This is a genomic window from Achromobacter sp. ACM05 (assembly GCF_019218915.1).
Classification (GTDB): Bacteria; Pseudomonadota; Gammaproteobacteria; order Burkholderiales; family Burkholderiaceae_B; genus Achromobacter; species Achromobacter animicus.
In genome coordinates, this window is record NZ_JAHUWQ010000001.1 from 1,524,303 (window position 1) to 1,542,262 (window position 17,960).

Annotated in this window: 15 protein-coding genes; 9 read left to right on the plus strand and 6 right to left on the minus strand. The window is 66.4% G+C overall.

Annotated elements, in window-relative coordinates:
* Window positions 1-88: 88 nt before the first annotated feature.
* The gene (locus KW836_RS06990) at window positions 89-973 is read left to right on the plus strand and encodes an SMP-30/gluconolactonase/LRE family protein (RefSeq protein WP_175184745.1); all 885 of its coding nucleotides are present in this window, start codon (window positions 89-91) and stop codon (window positions 971-973) included.
* A gap of 14 nt (window positions 974-987) precedes the next feature.
* On the opposite strand, the gene KW836_RS06995 is transcribed toward KW836_RS06990, so the two are convergent.
* A complete protein-coding gene (locus tag KW836_RS06995) occupies window positions 988-1,929 on the minus strand; it encodes a LysR family transcriptional regulator (RefSeq protein ID WP_191579074.1) in 942 nt (313 codons plus the stop codon).
* A 108-nt stretch (window positions 1,930-2,037) separates the two neighbouring features.
* On the opposite strand from KW836_RS06995, the gene KW836_RS07000 reads away from it, so the two are divergent.
* Together KW836_RS07000 and KW836_RS07005 are read left to right on the plus strand one after the other, a co-directional pair.
* Window positions 2,038-3,102 (plus strand): LLM class flavin-dependent oxidoreductase, encoded by a 1,065-nt coding sequence (locus tag KW836_RS07000; RefSeq protein ID WP_175184744.1) that lies wholly within the window; start codon window positions 2,038-2,040, stop codon window positions 3,100-3,102.
* Window positions 3,103-3,113: 11 nt separating this feature from the next.
* Window positions 3,114-3,911 (plus strand): flavin reductase family protein, encoded by a 798-nt coding sequence (locus tag KW836_RS07005; protein WP_175137890.1) that lies wholly within the window; start codon window positions 3,114-3,116, stop codon window positions 3,909-3,911.
* 72 nt (window positions 3,912-3,983) lie between these two features.
* Here the strand turns inward: KW836_RS07005 and KW836_RS07010 are convergent, their stop codons facing one another.
* Together KW836_RS07010 and KW836_RS07015 are read right to left on the minus strand one after the other, a co-directional pair.
* A complete protein-coding gene (locus KW836_RS07010; RefSeq protein WP_218342820.1) occupies window positions 3,984-4,946 on the minus strand; it encodes a tripartite tricarboxylate transporter substrate binding protein in 963 nt (320 codons plus the stop codon).
* 259 nt (window positions 4,947-5,205) lie between these two features.
* The gene (locus KW836_RS07015; RefSeq protein ID WP_239211271.1) at window positions 5,206-5,958 is read right to left on the minus strand and encodes a Crp/Fnr family transcriptional regulator; all 753 of its coding nucleotides are present in this window, start codon (window positions 5,956-5,958) and stop codon (window positions 5,206-5,208) included.
* A gap of 147 nt (window positions 5,959-6,105) precedes the next feature.
* Here KW836_RS07015 and KW836_RS07020 point away from each other — a divergent pair, with 147 nt between their 5' ends.
* The 3 genes from KW836_RS07020 (at window position 6,106) to KW836_RS07030 (ending at window position 9,088) form a co-directional block, all read left to right on the plus strand.
* A complete protein-coding gene (locus tag KW836_RS07020) occupies window positions 6,106-7,323 on the plus strand; it encodes an ABC transporter substrate-binding protein (RefSeq protein WP_218343283.1) in 1,218 nt (405 codons plus the stop codon).
* A gap of 10 nt (window positions 7,324-7,333) precedes the next feature.
* Window positions 7,334-8,248: a 3-keto-5-aminohexanoate cleavage protein gene (locus tag KW836_RS07025; protein ID WP_056559337.1), complete on the plus strand. Its 915-nt coding sequence runs from the start codon at window positions 7,334-7,336 to the stop codon at window positions 8,246-8,248.
* Window positions 8,249-8,311: 63 nt separating this feature from the next.
* Window positions 8,312-9,088 (plus strand): SDR family oxidoreductase, encoded by a 777-nt coding sequence (locus KW836_RS07030; protein WP_218342821.1) that lies wholly within the window; start codon window positions 8,312-8,314, stop codon window positions 9,086-9,088.
* A 37-nt stretch (window positions 9,089-9,125) separates the two neighbouring features.
* On the opposite strand, the gene KW836_RS07035 is transcribed toward KW836_RS07030, so the two are convergent.
* A complete protein-coding gene (locus tag KW836_RS07035) occupies window positions 9,126-10,430 on the minus strand; it encodes a YbfB/YjiJ family MFS transporter (protein ID WP_218342822.1) in 1,305 nt (434 codons plus the stop codon).
* A 177-nt stretch (window positions 10,431-10,607) separates the two neighbouring features.
* Entirely contained in the window at window positions 10,608-11,483 is an 876-nt protein-coding gene (locus KW836_RS07040; protein WP_175137885.1) for a LysR family transcriptional regulator, read from the minus strand.
* 170 nt (window positions 11,484-11,653) lie between these two features.
* On the opposite strand from KW836_RS07040, the gene KW836_RS07045 reads away from it, so the two are divergent.
* From KW836_RS07045 to KW836_RS07055, 3 genes are all read left to right on the plus strand, one after another.
* A complete protein-coding gene (locus KW836_RS07045; protein ID WP_218342823.1) occupies window positions 11,654-12,235 on the plus strand; it encodes a sigma-70 family RNA polymerase sigma factor in 582 nt (193 codons plus the stop codon).
* Entirely contained in the window at window positions 12,232-13,224 is a 993-nt protein-coding gene (locus KW836_RS07050) for a FecR family protein (RefSeq protein WP_175184740.1), read from the plus strand. The genes KW836_RS07045 and KW836_RS07050 overlap by 4 nt, the downstream gene beginning before the upstream one ends.
* A 139-nt stretch (window positions 13,225-13,363) precedes the next feature.
* The gene (locus KW836_RS07055; RefSeq protein WP_370632985.1) at window positions 13,364-15,832 is read left to right on the plus strand and encodes a TonB-dependent siderophore receptor; all 2,469 of its coding nucleotides are present in this window, start codon (window positions 13,364-13,366) and stop codon (window positions 15,830-15,832) included.
* 16 nt (window positions 15,833-15,848) lie between these two features.
* Here the strand turns inward: KW836_RS07055 and KW836_RS07060 are convergent, their stop codons facing one another.
* Window positions 15,849-17,951 carry a TonB-dependent receptor domain-containing protein gene (locus KW836_RS07060; protein WP_218342824.1) on the minus strand — a complete coding sequence of 701 codons (2,103 nt, stop codon included), beginning with the start codon at window positions 17,949-17,951 and terminating at the stop codon, window positions 15,849-15,851.
* Window positions 17,952-17,960 lie beyond the last annotated feature (9 nt).

Below are 17,960 nucleotides of genomic sequence, written 5' to 3' on the forward strand. Positions count from 1 at the left end.
GGAATGCCGCATATTCCGGCCCACGCCAAGCCGATACCATGGGGAAAAAAGTCGGTGGAAAGCCGGCTAATAAGGAGCGAGGCGGAAGATGCTGATTGAACAAATCGGGACGCTGCGCGCAGCCCTGGGCGAATGTCCGGTCTGGGATGCGGCGCGCGGGCTGCTGTGGATGGCGGATTGCCGCAAGGGGCTGATCCTGGCCGTGAACCCCGACTCTGGCAGCGTGCAACGCTGGCAGTTGCCTGCGCCGCTGGGTTCCTTTGCGTTCAATGGCGAGGACGAGCTGGTGGTGGCGCTGAAGGAGTCGTTTGCGCGCTTTTGGCCGGCGGACGGCAGCCTGCGGATGCTGGCCAGTATCGAGGACAGCCACCCGAATCTGCGGTTGAACGACGGCACGCCCCTGCCGGACGGCAGCTTCGTGGCGGGGACCATGCATATCTACCGCGAGGCCGGGGAGCCGCCGCTGGGCGGCCTGTACCGCCTGGATCCCGCCGGCCGCCTTGACCGCATCGACGCGGGGCTGGGGGTGGTCAACGGGCCGGCCCTGCATCCGGATGGCACGCACTTTTACGTGTGCGACAGTTCGGTGCGCAAGATCTACCGCTACCGCATGGACGCGCAGGGCAGATTGTCGGAACGCGACGTCTTCGTCGATACGGACGCGCTAGGGTCGGCGCCCGACGGCTGCTGTTTCGACCGCGACGGCGGGTTATGGACGGCGTTGGTGCATGCCGGCGCCATTGCCAGGTTCGACCGCGACGGAAAGCTGGATGTGCGCATCGACCTGCCGGTCGCGCATCCGGCGTCGCTGTGTTTTGGCGGGGACGGGCTGGCCGACCTGTACGTCACCTCCATCAGCGACAGCGGACGCCTGTCGGCGGACGGCCCGATGGATGGTGCACTGCTGCGCGTGCGCGGCACGGGTTATGCCGGCGCGCCGCGTCCGCATTGCCGGATCCGGCCGCAAGGCTGATGCCTGCCGGCGCGTTAGTCGCTGGCGGCCGGCTTGCCGTACGCCGCAAAGCGCAGTTCCGCGCCGGATACGTGCGAGGCCACGAAGTCCAGGAACAGCCGGATCTTCACGGGGATCATGGCGGTGTCCAGGATGGTGGCGTACATGCCTTCTTCAAACGTCGTGTTGGTGACCCGGTAATCGGGGCATAGCCGCACCAGCGTGCCGCGCTCGATGTCGTGGTGCACGGTGTAGTCGTCCAGCAGCGCAATCCCTTCGCCCAGCCGGGCCAGTTCCAGCAAGGCCACGCCGTTGTTGGTGACGTGCCGGGGCTTGATCAGCACTTCGTCGATCGTGTCGCCCTGCTTGAAGCGCCAGCACGTCTGGTCGCCTGGCAGCAGGTAGGCCAGGCAGTCATGCTGCGCGATGTCCGCCGGCCGCGTAGGCAGTTCGCGATTCGCCAGGTACGCCGGCGAGGCCACCAGGTATCGTTCGCTCTTGAACAGGATGCGCCGCTTCAGCCCGGCTTCGACGGGCGGCGAGATGCGAAAGTCGATGTCGAAGTTATTGCGCCGCAGATCGGTTTTGGCTTCCGACAGCACGAGTTCGATGTGGATCTCGGGATAGGCCTCGCGGAACGCGGCGACCAGCTGCGGCAACACGCCCAGGCCGAACATCATGCGCGAATGCACACGCAGGATGCCCTTGGGCGCGGCGCGGATTTCGGTGATGTTGCGGTGCGCCTCGTTGATGTTCCAGAGGATGGTTTCGAGCTGGCGCGCGTATTCCTGGCCCGCTTCGGTCAGTACGACCTGCCGTGTGGAACGCAGCAGGAGCTTCACGTTGAGCTCGTTTTCGAAGTCGGTGATCATGCGCGACACCGAGGTGGCGGAGATGCCGAACTGGCGCGCGGTTTCCGAGAAGCTCTCGGTCTTCGAGATCGACAGAAAGAGCTCCATTGCGCGCAGTCTGTCCATCATTCCTCCACTTTATGCAGCACAGAACGCCGCTTTTCTTGTATTCCAGCCCATGACTACCGGCCTCTAGAATTTCCTCAAGGATTCAAGCATCAATGAGGAGACACAATGGAATTCGGCGTATTCATTCTGGCGCAGCAACGAGGTTACCACCAGTCCTCCGCGCAAGTCATCAACAACTCCATCGAGCAGACGGTGGCGGCCGAGCAAGCCGGGTTCAACACGGCCTGGTACGCCGAGCACCACTTCAACAACTACTCGCTGTCGCCGTCGCCGTTGATGACGGTGGCGCATGCGGCCGCGAAGACCAGCCGCATCCGTCTGGGCACGGCGGTGTGCATTTTGCCGCTGTATCACCCAGCGCGCTTCCTGGCCGAGGTCGGCTTCGTGGATACGGTGTCTAACGGCCGCCTGGAACTGGGTGTGGGATCCGGGTATCAGCAGTTCGAGTTCGAGCGCTTCGGCGTGCAGCTGGAAGAATCGGGCGCGATCTTCAATGAGTTCCTGGACGTCATCCCCAAGGGCCTGACGCAGAAGATCTTCGAGCATGACGGCAAGTTCCTGAAGATTCCGCCCAGCTCGATCGCGGTGCGCTGCATCCAGGATCCGATGCCGCCGCTGTGGATCACGTCGGGCAATCCGGTGACGCTGGGCCGCGGCGTGCGCGAGAACCACAACCTGTTCGTGACGGCGCTGCTCAAGGGCAACGACGCCATCGCCGAGCTGCGAGGCCGGCTGGAAAAGGTGGCGGACGACAATGGCAAGGACCTGGATCGCGATGTGAAGTTCGGCTTCCTGCGCTGCGGCTACGCGTCGGACAACAAAGCCGAGATCGACGCCTATCTGGATTGCGCACGCTTCCAGCGCCGCATTTCCGAAAGCTTGAAGTTCCGCCGCGCGCAGAGCGACGACGGCTACATGGTCAAGGAAGTGCCGTCGGAAACCGATCCTACCTTCGAGCAGCTTCGCAAGAACCTGCCGGTGGGGTCGGTCAATGAAGTCATCGACAAGATGCTGGAAGAGATCAGCATCCTGCGGCCCAAGCACATCGCGCTGCAAACGCAGCTTGGCGATTTCGACCAGAAGACGATGCTCAAGCAGATCGAACTCTGGGGCGACAAGATCATTCCCGCGATCCGCAAGGAAGTCGGCAGTACGACCGTCCTTGCCTGAAGGAGGGCAACATGCGTATCTACTTGAGCAATGCCGGCGCGATTGCGCTGCGCGATGCGGCTGATTTCGGCCGCCTGGATGTCATGGCGGATCCGCAGCCCGCGGATAGGCTCGAACGTGCGATCGCCCGCATTGGCCGGCGCGAGGACGAAAGGCACGTGCGGCTGTCGCCGTCGGTGCTGCGCTTTCTGTCGCAGCACGCGGGCGATCCAGCTTGGGAGGCCAGTTTCACGAAGATGGTGGATTACGCTGCGCGGCATGGATGGGTCGATGAACGCGGCGACATCCGCGCGCACATGGTGGTCAACGATTGCGACGAGGTGGTGTCGGTCGATGACTTCAAGGCGGCTATGCGCTCGCTGCCGGCGGGCATCAGCGCCGTCAGCACGGGCGACGGCGCCGACATGGCGGGGATGATCGTTTCCAGCCTCACGTCGATCTCTGCCGATCCGCCCATGGTCGGATTCTTTGTGCAGCAGACCGCGTCGGCGCATGCGCCGCTGCTGCGAAACGGCCGGTTCGTTGCCAACATCCTCGGAGAAGGCCATGCCGAAGTGATCGAGGCCTTTATGAAGAATCCTCAGGGCAGGGCGCGGTTCGCCCAAGGCGGTTGGGTGATGAACGAACATGGCGCGCCTGTGCTGCCCGATGCGCTGGCCAGCATCGAGTGCGACATCGTCTGCACCGAGAAACTGGGCACGCATGATCTCATCGTGGGCAAGATCCGCAGGACCGCCTGCCGGGAAGCGCGTCCGGTGATCAACTTCCAGTCCGCCACGCACGGCATCGCGCCGGCGCAGATCCAATGAACGAATGACCGCATCGGCCTGAACAGACAAGCCCGCCAAATTGGCGGGCTTGTCATTGGGAGAAGGGCTGGCTCAATCGAGAACGATGTGGTTTTCCTGGATGACCTTGCCCCAATATTGCCGGTCGGTGTCCAGTTGCGCTTCCAGTGCCTGCGGGCCGCCGGCCTTCTCGGTCTGGCCGTTGGCTACGAGCAGCTTTCGGAAGCTCTCGGATTGGACGGTTTTGATGGCGGCCGCGGAATAGGCCTCTACGATCGCGTCGGGCGTTCCCTTGGGCGCATGCAACGCCGTCCAATAGCTGGCCTTGAGCTGGGGATAACCCAATTCCGTCACGCAGGGCACTTCCGGCAGGGCCGGATCGCGCTGGTCGGTTGTCAGCGCCAGGATCTTCACCGCGCCCGCCTTCTGGTGGTCGGCCAGGGCGATGGGCGTCATGTAGGAGAGATCGTTGCGCCCGGTGATGAGGTCGATCAGGCTGGTGGGCGTGCTCTTGTAGGGTACGGCGGTCAGCGGGATGCCCAGCGTCTTGGACATGATCAGTCCGTACAGATCGGTGACGCTGCCGGGGCCTAGCGATCCGTAGGTGAGCGCGCGATTCTCTTTCTTTGCATAGGCCACCAGCTCCGCGAGGGAATTGACACCCATCTTCGCGGGCACGGTGATCGTGAGCGGGCCGTCGAACATCATGGCGACGGACTTGAAGCTGTCGAAGCCATAGTTCAGGCTGGGGCGCAGCAGGATGTTCAGCGATAGGGGGCCGGAGCCGCCCATCAGCAGCATGCTGCCGTCGGCGGGCGCGCGTGCGACCTGCGATGCGCCGATGATGCCGTTGGCGCCAGGCTTGTTCTCGACGATGAAGTTCATGCCCAGCTCGGCGCCCATGCCTTCGGCCAGGAGGCGCGCGAAATTGTCGTTGGGGCCGCCCGCGGCATAGGGCACGATCAGGGTCACGGGCTTGGCCGCGGCCAGCACCGGGCGGGCAAACATCATGAGGGTGCCGGCCGCGATGAAGCCGCGGCGCGTGAGCTTGCGCATCTGTCTCTCTCCAGGTTCCCGTCGCCATGCGGGGACCGTGCCTTCCGCAGGCCGGTTTCTTATGTTTTGACGCTGGCGGTTGGGTTGACCGGAATCAGACTTCCGGCCAGGGGTTGTCTCATACGCCGATGATAATTTTTATCCGACCGGCCGATTACCCCATCGATCTGCAGAACAGTTCTGCGAAGCAAGCAAGATTGCGCTGTGCCGCGGCGTTGCCGTTCGTGTCAGCGCCGCGTGAGCGGCGGCAGCCCGGGCATTATGCCGGATTGCGGCTGATCTTTGCGCACCGGTACAACGCCTCCTTGTCCAGCACCGTCAACCCGCCGTAATGCGTTTGCAGTACGCCTTCGCGCGCCAAGCGGGTCAGCGCGGTGTTGCAGCGCTGGCGCGAGACGCCGCATAAGCCCGCGATCTCTTCCTGCGAGATCCGCAACCGGCCCTTAGTGCCCGAATGGACCTCGGCGTCCAGTTGCGCCGCAACGGCGCGCGCCACCGTGGTGTCGACGTCGAGCAGCACGTTGCCCGTGTAGCAGCCCATCAGCCAGTTCACCCGCTGCGCCAGATGCGTCATCAGCGCCTTGGTGAATTCGATGTTGTTGTTCCAGAGGCGTTCGCAGGTGTCGCGCGGCAGGATCACGATGCGGCTGGGGCGCAGGGCGACGACTTCGTATTCGAAGCGTTCGCGGCGGATCATGGTGGCTTCGCCGAACCAGCTTCCCGTGCTGAATCCGGCCAGCGACAACGTGCGGCCATCAGTGCCAGGGGATGACCACTTCACCAGGCCTTCGACCACGCCATACCAGCCGGGCGAGCGGGACCCCGCGCGAAACAGGTATTCGCCCGTCGCCAGCGACACCGTCCGCAGTTCGGCGCGCACCACATCGCGCTCGAGTTCGGGCAGACCCTTGTACCAGGGCACCACGTCGAGCATCTTGTCCACGGCACTGCGCGCCGGCCTGCGATTCACGGCGGACGCGTCGTTGCCCGCCAGGGCAGGCGGTTCACGCATGTTCATTCCCTGTCTGGAGGTGGAATGCGGCCCAGGTAAACCCTAGGGTTCTTTGTCAACATGATGACTGTCCGCAGGGGCAGCCGGACCGCAGAATGTTTGACGCCCACGGGCCAAAAACCATAAGAGGAGACCGGTATGTTGTCAATGCCACGCCTGCTGTCCGCCACCGCCATTGCCGGCGCCATTTCCGCCACGCTGCTGCCCGCCACGGCTGCGCAGGCGCAAGTGTCCGACGACGTGATCCGCATCGGGTTCATCACCGACATGTCCGGCGTCTACTCGGGGCCGGATGGTCCTGGCGGCGCCGAAGCCATCAAGATGGCGATCGAGGAAATGGGCGGCCAGATCAACGGCAAGAAGATCGAGCTTTTGACCGCGGACCACCAGAACAAGGCCGACGTGGCGTCGGCCAAGGCGCGCGAATGGTTTGACCAGCGCGGCCTGGACATGCTGATCGGCGGCACCAATTCAAGCACGGCGCTGGCCATGTCGAAGGTAGCCGCGGACAAGAAAAAGCCGATCATCGTGGTCGGCGCCGGCGCGCCCGCGCTGACCAACGAGCAATGCACGCCCTACACGCTGAACTATGCCTACGACACCGTGGCGCAGGCGCGCGGCACGGGCGCGGCGGTGGTCAAGGCGGGCGGCAAGAGCTGGTACTTCCTGACGGCCGACTACGCCTTCGGGCACGCGCTGCAGGCCGACACCACCAAGGTGGTTGAGTCCGGCGGCGGCAAGGTCGTGGGCAGCGTGAAGCATCCGCTGGCCGCCAGCGATTTCTCGTCATTCCTGTTGCAGGCGCAAAGCAGCAAGGCCGAGATCCTGGCGCTGGCCAATGCGGGTGCGGACGCGACCAATTCAATCAAGGCGGCGAACGAGTTCGGCATCACCAAGTCGATGAAGCTGGCGGGCATGATCATGTTCATCAACGACATCCACGCCATGGGCCTGCCGGCCGCGCAGGGCATGTACCTGACCGACAGCTGGTACTGGAATGCGTCGGACGAGACGCGCGCCTGGAGCCGCAAGTTCTTCGACCGCCGGCAGGCCATGCCGTCGTCGCTGCAGGCGGCCGATTATTCGGCGGCATTGCAGTATCTGCACGCGGTCAAGGCAACCGGCACGGACGACGCGGACAAGGTGCTGGCTTACTTGCGCGAGAACAAGCTGAACGACATGTACATCAAGGACGGGGTGGTGCGTCCCGATGGCCGCGTGGTGCATGACATGTACCTGCTGCAGGTCAAGAGCCCGGACCAGTCGAAGGAGCCGTGGGATTACTTCACGGTGGTGCAGGCCATCGACGGCAACGAGGCCTTCACGAAGCAGTCCGAAAGCCGCTGCGCGCTGTGGAAATCCTAGGAGAACTCGCATGGCCAAACGCAAAGTCATCGTGACCATCGCCCCGACCGGGGGCATGGCCCTGAAAAGCCAGAATCCGCACCTGCCGACGCAGCCCGCCGAGATCGCGGAGGATGTCTACCGCTGCTATAACGCGGGCGCCAGCGTGGTGGCGCTGCATGCGCGGCGTGCGGATGATCTGGCGACGTGCGACGCCGCCGTCTACCGGAAGATGAACCAGCTGATTCGCGAGCGCTGCGACATCGTGCTGAACAACTCCACGGGCGGTGGGGTGCATGGCGACATGGTCGCCGAGACCTCGCCCGGCACGTGGGAGATTCTGTGGGAGGAGCGTCTGAAGGGCATGGACGCGGGCGCGGAGATGTGCACGCTGGACGCCACCACGCTGAATCTGGCGTTCGGCGACCGCGAATACCTGATGAACACGCCGCTCAGCAAAGGGCGCGAACTGGCCGCCGGCATGAAGGCGCGCGGCATCAAGCCCGAGTGGGAGGTGTTCAGTCCGACGCACATCCTGCAGGACGTGACGACGCTGATCAACGAGGACCTGGACGAAGGCCCGCACTTCATCAACCTGGTCATGAACGTGCATCGCAACTTCCAGAACGCCATGCCGTTTTCGCCGCGGCATCTGCAGATGATGGTGGACCTGCTGCCCAAGAACAGCGTCTTCTGCGTCAGCGGCATCGGGCCGTCGCAGTTGGAGGCCAACATCAGCGCGCTGCTGCTGGGCGGCCACGCGCGGGTCGGGCTGGAGGACAACCTGTATTACCGGCATGGCGAACTGGCCACCAACGTGCAGTTGACCGAGCGCATCGTGCGCATCATCCGCGAAATGGACATGGAGCCGGCCACGCCCGCCGAGGCGCGTGAAATCATGGGCTTGCCCCTGAAAAGCGGCATCCGTCCCGAGTTCGCGCTTTGACGTAACCGTCTGGCGGCGCGGCGCGCGAGCCGCGCTGCCGCCACTTGTACATCGGGACATGACATGACCGAATCATTGAAAGGCGCCCGCGTGCTGGTCACCGCGGGCGCGCAGGGCATCGGGCTGGCGATCGCGCGCAGGTTTGTGGATGCGGGCGCCGACGTGCATATCTGCGACGTGGACGAAGGGGCGCTCAAGGCGGCGCAAGAAAGCCTGCCTGCGTTGAGCGTCAGCCGGACGGACGTGTCTGATGAGACGCAGGTGCTGGCGATGTTCGAGGCGCTGGGCGCGCGGTGGGGCGCCTTGGATGTGCTGGTCAACAATGCGGGCGTGTCCGGGCCGACCAGCCGGCTCGAGGACACGACGCTGGACGCCTGGCGCAACACGCTGGACGTCAATCTGACCGGCACGTTCCTGTGCGCGCGCAGCGCGGTGCCGCTGCTGCGGGCCGCGGGCGGCGGCGCCATCGTCAATATCTCGTCCGTGGCGGGGCGCCTGGGCTTTTCTTTGCGTTCGCCTTACAGCGCCAGCAAGTTCGGGCTGGCCGGGCTGACCCAGACCTGGGCGATGGAACTCGGGCCGTCGAACATCCGCGTCAATTCGGTGCTGCCGGGCGTGGTGTCGGGCGACCGGGTCGAGCGCATCATCGCCGCCCGCGCCGAGGCCGGCGGGGTCAGCAACGACGCGATGCGAGAGCAGCTTGTGGAAAAGGTGTCGCTGCGCCGCATGACGCGTCCGGAAGATGTGGCGAATCAGGTGGTGTTCCTGTGCTCGGAGCAAGGGGCGATGATCAGCGGGCAGAGCATCTCGGTGTGCGGGAATGTGGAGTATCTGGGATGAGCCTTCGTGTACGCCCGGCAGGCGCCGGGCGTGCGTGTCATCGGCAATCGGGCGCAGGGCCGCAGGGCTGGGGACGGCCTTGCAGCAGCCGGCCGATCAACTTTTCCACCGCGCTGGCCTCGGCCAGGACCGCCATGATCAGCGCCGCCGTGCCGATGACGAACATCGTCCGGTGCTGGCCGCCGCTGGCGCTGAACACGGCCGAGTAACCGTAACCGGCCAACGCCTGGAAGGTCGCAAAGCTGACCGTTGCGCGGCTCCAGGCCTGGTTTTGCGCAAAGGCATCGTGCGGAATCAGGTCGTGGATGCGCGCCAGCGCCAGCGGCACGATGCCCGGCGGGAAGGTGCCCGCTACCAGCGCGGCGGCGCCCAGCCATGCATGGTGGTGGCTGAAGCTCAAGGCGCCCATCGCGATCGCCTGAACAGCCAGCACGACGCGCAGGGCTTGGCGCGGGCCGAGCCGGTCTCCCAGCCAGCCGTAAAGCGGGGGGCCCACCATTGCGCCGACGCCGTAGAGAATCCAGAAGCGCGCGCCGGCCGCGGCGCCCGCGCCCAGGCCGCGCTCGACGAAGTCCACCAGGAAGACCATCGCCGGGACCAGCGCTACCGCCATCAGCCCATACTGGCCGAACAGCAGGGTCACGCCGGCGCGGTGATCGGAGGGCTGGCGGGCAGGGGAAAGCGTATCCGCCACCGGGTCCGCCAACCGGCGCGATGCGGCGCCATGCGCCGGCCACGCACGCCAGGTCAGCAGGGTCAGCGCGGCCGAGATGGCGGCAAGACCCAGCCATGCCGCCTGCAGCCCCATGCCCAGCAGCCACGGCACGACTGTGCCGGAGCCTGCAATGCCGACGCCGATGCCCAGGAAGATGGCGCCGCCCGCCAGTCCGCGCCGTGCGCGCGGCACATGCGGCAGGATCGTCGCGGCGGCCAGCACCATGATGGCGCCGCCCGCGATGCCCGAGGCAAGACGCCAGCCGAAGAACCAGCCGATCGACAGCGGCAGGCTGCACGCCGCAAAGGCCAGCGTGACCAGCGCCATCATGACGCGCAGCACCTGTGTGCTGGAAAGGCGCCGCGCCAGCGGCTGGCCGATGAGCGCGCCGATGAGATAGCCGGTCAGGTTGGCAGCGCTCAGGAACACGACGCTGGACGAGGAGAACCAGTGCGCCTGGATCAGCGCGGGGACCAGCGGCGCGTAGGCGAAACGGGCCAGGCCGATGCTGGCCAGGCTGGCGGCGAACCCGGCAAGGACGTACCGCCATGCAGCGGTGCCTGCTACGGGCGGTGTTGCCACGGGGGTTGGCGTCGCGGAGGGTGCGACGGCGGATGAATGCGACATGGGGAACCTCACGCTTCGAACGCCGGGCGAAACCGACCGGCCTGCGAAAAAGTATAGGTAGCCCGTGCGCTGCAATCACGCAGCATTTTGCAATTCAACCAATGCAAAAATGCGGCAGTAAACCTGGGCAATAACCGCTGGCAATAACCGCTGGCAGTCGTCGCTGACTATCGCCGCCTATTGCGGCGGCGGGTCGAACTGCTTTGCGACGGCGTCGATGAATGCCCGCACCCGGGCCGTGTGCCGCAGGTCCTGGTGCGTCACCAGCCACACGGGAAAGCCGCCTGCGCGTTCGCGCGCCGGCCACAGGCGGACGAGTCCGCCGCGTTCGGCCATGGGCACGGGCAGTTCGCCGATGCCGATGCCGTCGGCGATCATGGCGCGCAGCATCAGGCTGGAATTGGCCGTGGCCACGATGCAGCCCGCCTGGGCCGGTTCGCCGACGATGGTGGGCGCGCGGCCGCCTTCGAGGTAGGGCTGGTAGTACACCAGGTCATGCCCTTGCAGGCCCTCGCCTTCCGACGGCGTGCCGCGCAGTTCCAGATACTGCTCGCTGGCGTACAGGCCCACTGGCCAGCGGGCCAGTTGGCGCGCGACGAGATCCGGGTTCTCGGGCTTGATGTTACGGATGGCGATGTCCGCCTCGCGCCGGGCAAGATTGGCCATCTGGGTCGACACGTTCAAGCGGACACGCACGGCGGGGTGCTGCACGTGCAGCGCCGCGATGGCTGGTATGACGAATTCCATGGCCAGCGAGTCGGTCGTCGCAACCTTGACCTCGCCTTCCAGCCGCCCGTCCGTGCCTTGGGCCTGCCGCACCAGGTCATGGGCAAATTGCTCCATGCGTTCGGCGGCGCGCAGCACGCTTTCACCCGTGGGCGTGAGCGTGTATCCGGTGGAACTGCGCAGGAACAGCGTCGCGCCCAGGGTGTGTTCCAGCGTGGCGATGCGCCGCCCGATCGTGGCCTGATCGACGCCGGCCACGCGCGCGGCGCGCCGCAGGGTGCCTTCCCGTTGCAGCGCCAGAAAGATCCTTGCATCGTCCCAGTTCATCGCTTCCTTCGCGGCTGTGTGCCGGCTTCTCCAGGCCCGTCGGGGCAGCGGGATTATCGCCTAAACCCCGTTGCCAAACCTCGCCACCCCGGTCCATAATCTGCGCTTTGTTAATTGATAACCGTTCGCATTAATAAGCAATGTGAGCGGTATCGCGTGCGGGCGGGATCGTGAGCGGATCGGAAGGGGCATCCCAGGACTTCGAGAGCCTATACGGCAATCACCACGGCTGGCTGCTGGCCTGGGTGAACTGGCGCCTGGGCAACGCGGCGGACGCCGCCGACCTGGCGCACGACGCGTTCGTGCGCCTCTTGACGCGCCCGTGCAAGTTCGACAACGCCCGCCATGCCCGGACCTATCTGCGCCGGATGGCCAACGGCATGTGCATCGACCTGTGGCGCCGCCGCGACCTGGAGCAGGCGTGGCTGGACGCCCTGGCGGCGCAGCCCGAGCCTACGGTGTCCTCGGCCGAGGATCAAGCCATGGTGCTGCAGGCCCTGGGCGAGATCGACGCGATGCTGCGCGGTTTGCCGCCCAAGACCGCCCACGCCTTCGTCATGGCGGTGGCGTGCGAAATGACCGACCAGGAAGTGGCGGACGTGCTGGGCGTGTCGGCGCGCATGGTCCGCAAGTATGTCGCCCAGGCCATGCTGTGCTGCATGCAGCTTGAGGCGCGCCTGGCGGCAGGACATGCTGACGAGCCGGCCGGCCTGCCGCAGATGCCCGCGGCATTGCAGGCGGCCGCCTCATGAGCGCCGCGCAGGCGCGCGAGCCCTCTCATCGCGCGATGGAGCAGGCCGCCGAGTGGTATGCGTTGCTGCGATCCGGCGATGCGTCGGCCGCCGAGCGCCAGCAATGGCAGCAATGGATCGACCGCGCCGCTGAACACCGCGAAGCCTGGGGTTACGTCGAACGCATCGGCCGCCGCTTTTCCCCGCTGCAATCCAGTCCTGACCGGGACGCCGCCGTGACGGCCTTCGGGCAGGCCGCGTCGGCCCGGCCGCGCGCTCGCCGGCAACTGCTGCTGGGGATGGCGGGGGCCCTGGGCATCGCCAGCCTGGGGTGGACGGCGTGGCGGCAGACGCCCTTGCCCCTGGCGGCCTCGACCTGGGGCGCGGACCATCGCGCGGGGCTGGGCGAAACGCGCCACGTCGCGCTGGCCGATGGCACCCAGGTCTGGCTGAAGGCCCTGAGCGCGTTCGATGTCGACTATGGCGCCACGTTGCGCCGCCTGCAGCTTGTCGCCGGTGAGCTGCTGATCCAGACCGCCGCGGACCCGATCCGTCCCTTTGTGGTCGACACCGCGCAGGGCCGGCTGCAGGCGCTGGGTACGCGTTTCACCGTGCGTGGGGAGGACGACGGCGTGGTGGTGGCCGTGCACGAAGGGGCCGTCCGCGTCGACACGGCCGCCAGCCGCGCCAGCGGCATCGTGCCGGCGGGGCGACAGGCGCGGTTCACGGCGGACACGTTGGACGGCTTCCTGCCGGTGGACCCGGCCCGCGAGGCCTGGACGCGCGGCGTGTTGGTGGCCGACAACACGCCGCTGGCGGACGTGGTGGCCGAATTGCGCCGCTATCACTTCGGCCACCTGGCCGTGGCGCCGGAGATCGCGCGGCTGCACGTCTTCGGCAGCTATCCCATCCGCGAGACCGACCGCGCGCTGGACATGCTGGCCTCGGTATTGCCGGTGCGCGTGCGCCGCACGATGCCCTGGTGGATCAGCCTCGAAGCGCGCGCCTGAAAAAATTTTCGCGAAACGGTTCCGGGTTTTGCCCGCTCGTTCGAATAAGGACAGTAAGAGCCGCTCGCGCCCTGCAATCCGCATGGCTGGCGCGCCGCTCTCCCTTCCAGAACTTACGCACGAGAGCACAGGTCCCGTCATGTCCCACCGTCCTTCTTCCGCCGCCGCGGCCTTTCCCGTGACCCGCGCACGCGCCTTGGCCTTCCGTCGCCGGCGCATCCCGTCCTGGGGCCTGCCGTTGGCCCTGGCGATGGCCGTTTCCGCCGTCTGGGGGCCGACGGCCCACGCGCAGGCCGCGCCCGCGACGACCGGCGTGGCGGATCTGATGACCTTCGACATTGCCCCCGCGCCGCTGAACCAGGTGCTGACGCGGCTGGCGAACGCGTCCGGCATCCTGCTGGCCGCGCAGCCGTCGCTGGTGGCCGACCGCCAGAGCAATGGCGTGCGCGGCCGCTACACCCCCCATCAGGCGCTGGAGCAGGCCCTGGCCGGAACGGGACTGCGCGCCACGCGCGAGGCGCCGAACGAGTACCGGCTGAGCGTTTTGCCCGCCGGCCAGACCACCACGCTGGAACCCGTGACGGTGACGGCCTCCGGGCTGGCGAGCGGCTTGCCGCCGGTTTACCCCGGCGGCCAGGTGGCGCGCGGCGGACGTCTGGGCCTGTTGGGCGACCGCGACGACATGAGCACGCCATTCAGCGCGACGCAGTACACCGCCAAGCTGATCGAGGACCAGCAGGCGCAGAACATCGGCGACGTGCTGGTCAATGACCCGACCGTGCGCAATACCTACTCGCGCGGTGCGGGGCGCGACGAGTTCAACATCCGCGGGTTCACGCTGTTCAATTACGACGTGTCGTTCAATGGCCTGTACGGCGTGTCGCCGCGCAATTCGAGTTCGCTGATTGGGGTGGAGCGCGTCGAAGTGCTGCGCGGTCCCAATGCCTTGCTGAACGGGATGGCGCCCTACGGTTCCGTGGGCGGCTCGATCAACCTCGTGCCCAAGCGCGCGGGCGCCGATCCGCTGAACCGCTTTACCGTGTCGTACATCGGCGACAGCCAGTTCGGCGCGCACGCCGACCTGTCGCGCCGCTATGGCGAGAGCCAGGAGTGGGGCGTGCGCCTGAACGTGGCCGGCAGCAGCGGCGACCTGCCGATGGACGGCGCGAAGGAAGACCTGGGCGCCGTGGCGCTGGGCCTGGACTATCAGGGCGAGCGCCTGCGCGTGGAAGGCGACATCAACTACCAGAACCGCACTACCGATGCGCGCAGCGGCCTGCTGTTTCCGCCGCCGTCGGGCGTGGACATCGGCCGGGCGCCGGACGCGCGCCGCAATTTCTTTCCGTCGTGGACCTATTGGAAGACCAAGGAATGGTCGGGCGCGCTGCGCGCCGAGTACGACGTGTCGCCGGACTGGACCGTCTACGGCGCCGTCGGCGCGCGCAAGCACGACTTTGAAAGCATGCAGACCAGCTGGCTGATGCTGAACGAAGCGGGTGATATCGGCGCGGTGCCGGCCCGCCTGAACGAGTCGCTGCTGAGCAAGACGGGCGAAATCGGCGTGCGGGGGCGCCTGCAGACCGGCCCGCTCAAGCATGAGCCGGCGCTGAGCGCCAGCGTGCTGGACATCGACTATTCGGCGGCGCGGATCCGGTCCAGCACGGTGTTCTCCAACATCTACAACCCCGCGGACCTGCCCAAGCCGAACATCGCGCGGCCGTCGGATCTGCCGCGGGCCAGCGATTCCCGGCTGGTCAGCATTGCGCTGGCCGACACGATTTCGATGGCCGACGATCGCGTGCAATTCATCGCGGGCGTGCGGCACCAGCGCGTGGAGTCGACCAACTTCGACGCGATGAGCGGTCGCCAGACGTCGAACTACAACGAGTCCGCCGTCACGCCGGCGTTTGCATTGACCGTCAAACCCACGGAGCGGCTGGCGCTGTATGGCAATTACATCGAGGGCCTGAGCCAGGGCGGGACGGCGCCCGAAGGCGCCGTCAACGCGGGCGAAGTGTTCGCGCCTGAAATCTCCAAGCAGTTCGAAGTGGGCGCCAAGTACGATTTCGGCCAGTTTGAAACGACGCTCAGCGCGTTCCAGATCGAGCGTCCCAGCAGCTATCTGGATCCTGCCAGCCTGCGCTACGTGTCCAATGGCAAGCAGCGCAACCGCGGTCTGGAATTCCTGGTGCAGGGCGAGCCGACGCACGGCGTGCGCCTTTTGGGCGGCGTGGCCTATACCGATGCGCGCCTGACGCGTACCGAGGGCGGCGTCAACGACGGCAACCGCGCGCCGGCCGTGCCGCGTCTGCAATTCAACGCGGCAGCCGAATGGGACACGCCATTCGTGCCGGGCCTGACGCTGACCGCGCGGATGCTGCGCACCAGCTCGCAGATCGTCGACGTCGCCAACACGCAGGAGATTCCGGGCTGGACGCGCTTCGACGTGGGCGCGCGCTATGCCTTCAACGCCAACGGCAAGCCCGTGGTCATCCGTGCGATGGTCGAGAACGTGCTGAACAAGAACTACTGGCAGTCCGCGGCGCGCGAAGGTCTGACGGTCGGCGCGCCGCTGACGGTGCTGTTGTCCGTGAGCACGGAGTTCTAAGGCAAACGGTCCGCCATCAGAACTTGTACGCCACGCCCGCGCTGAACGCGCGGCCGTTGCCCGGCAGGAAGATGGGCATGGCGGGCGTGGCCGTGTTGCGGATGGCGTAGCTGCTTGCGTAGGTCTTGTCGGTGAGGTTGTCGGCCGTGACGTAGCCGCTCCAGTGCGCGTCGTGCTCGTAGGCGATCTTGAAGCCGAGGAGCGCATAGGCTTCCTGCTGCGTGCCGGGCGCGTTGGCGTGGTTGGTCTCCGTGTCGCTCATCAGCCAGCGCACGTTGGGGCCGAAGCGCCAGCCGCCGATGCGGTACATGACTTCAGCGCTCAGCAGATGGCGCGGCACGCCGGCGATGCGGTTGCCTTCATATTGGCCGTTGCGGAAGCGGAAGTCGCTGAGCGTGTAGGCGATGCGGTAGTCGAACATGCCTTCGCCGGGCGAGGGTAGCGTGCCGTAGAGGCCGGCTTCGATGCCCTGGTGCCGCGTGCGGCCGTTGTAGTTGTAGGTGCCCGCCGGCGTGCCGTTTTCGTTGGTGACCGACATCAGCTCGTCGTCGACCTTGCTGCGGTACAGCGACACGCTCCAGTGCTGGTCGCGACCGGCGACGGTGAACGTGCCGTCGCCGCCAACTTCATACGTGAGCGCGCGTTGCAGGTCCAGCTTGCTCATGGAGGTGCTGGCCGTGGCCGGGTTCATCGGCGCGGCGACTTCGCCGTTGACGATTTCCCAGAAGGTCGGCACTTCGTTGCTGCGGCTGACATTGGCGTACCAGCGCTGCGATGCGGCCGGTTGCCAGATCACGCCCAGCTTCGGCGTGGCGTAGCGCCAATCCTGATCCAGCGTCTTGCCGCTGTTGCGCTCGTGCGCGTCACGCACCGCGACGGTGTATTTGACGTCACCCACCACGCTGAACTGCGGCGTCAGGTGCCAGTCCACGCCCACCATCGCGCTGCGGTTCTCGGCGCGCAGGTCGTAGTTGCCAAAGCGTTGCAGGCGCTGGCCATCGGACGGGCGGATGGCGTACAGGTCGCGGTCCATGTTGCTGCGCTGCCAATCCAGGCCGGCGCGGTAGTCCACCGTGCCGATCTTGCCGTTCAGTTGCCAGGCAATGCCATAGGTGTCGCTGTCGGTCACGTTGGCGACCTGGGGATTGGTGAAGTCGTCGTTCGTGTGCTGCCAGTAGACGCCGGCGGTCTGGTTGAAGGCCTCGGTGCCCCAGAAGCTGCGGTTGGCCAGGCGGAACTGGTTGGTGTCGCGGTGCGGGTCGCGGTTGTAGACGTTGTTGGAAATATCCTGCGGCGAATTGCCGTCGCCCAGCACGCTGCGCGGGTCCTCGTACATACGCGCCTTCGGGATTGGCTGGGGAATGTCGAACTTCAGGTCGGTGTACGAAAGATAGGTGCGGTTTTCAAACAGGCCGCGGCGGAAGCCGACGTTGCCCTGGAAGCTGGTGCGTTCGGACGACGAGTGGTGGCGATAGCCGTCCGACTTGTCGTAGCCGAAGGCGAAGCGGCCGTCGAAGCGTTCGTCCTGAAAGCCCTTGGCCAGCGTCACGTTGCGGGTGCCGAAGCTGCCGCCGCCCAGCCGGATGAAGTCGCCCTGCGTGCCGGTGAGCGACTGGAAGTCGACCTCGCCGCCCAGCGTGCTGGCGCCGGGGGCCAGCGCATTGGCCCCGCGCCGCACGGCGATGATGCCGGCATTGCGTGGTTCGAGCAGGCTGATGATGAAGGAACCGTCCGCGTCGTTGAGCGGCAGACCGTCCTGCATCAGCAGGATGCCGCGCGACAGCGGGTTGCTCTGGATGCCGGAACCGCGGATGTTCAGGCGCGGCTGGTCCAGGCCGCCAAAGAATTCCTGCACGATGACGCCGGGCTGGTATTCCAGCGCGTCGCGCAGCGTGATCAGGCGCACCGCCTGCTGCGGCTGGATCAGGTTGGTGCCGCCGGGCACGGCCTGCAGTTCGGCTTGCGTGCGTTGCACGCTGGGTTCCAGTGCATTGGGGATGGTGGTCCCGGAAACGACGACGGGGGCCAGCGACGGCGCATCCTGCGCCGCGGCGACGGACAGCCCGAGGGCGCTCAGGGTGAGGGTGGATGCAAGCTGGCGCAGGACAGGGGTAGACATCAGATGGAT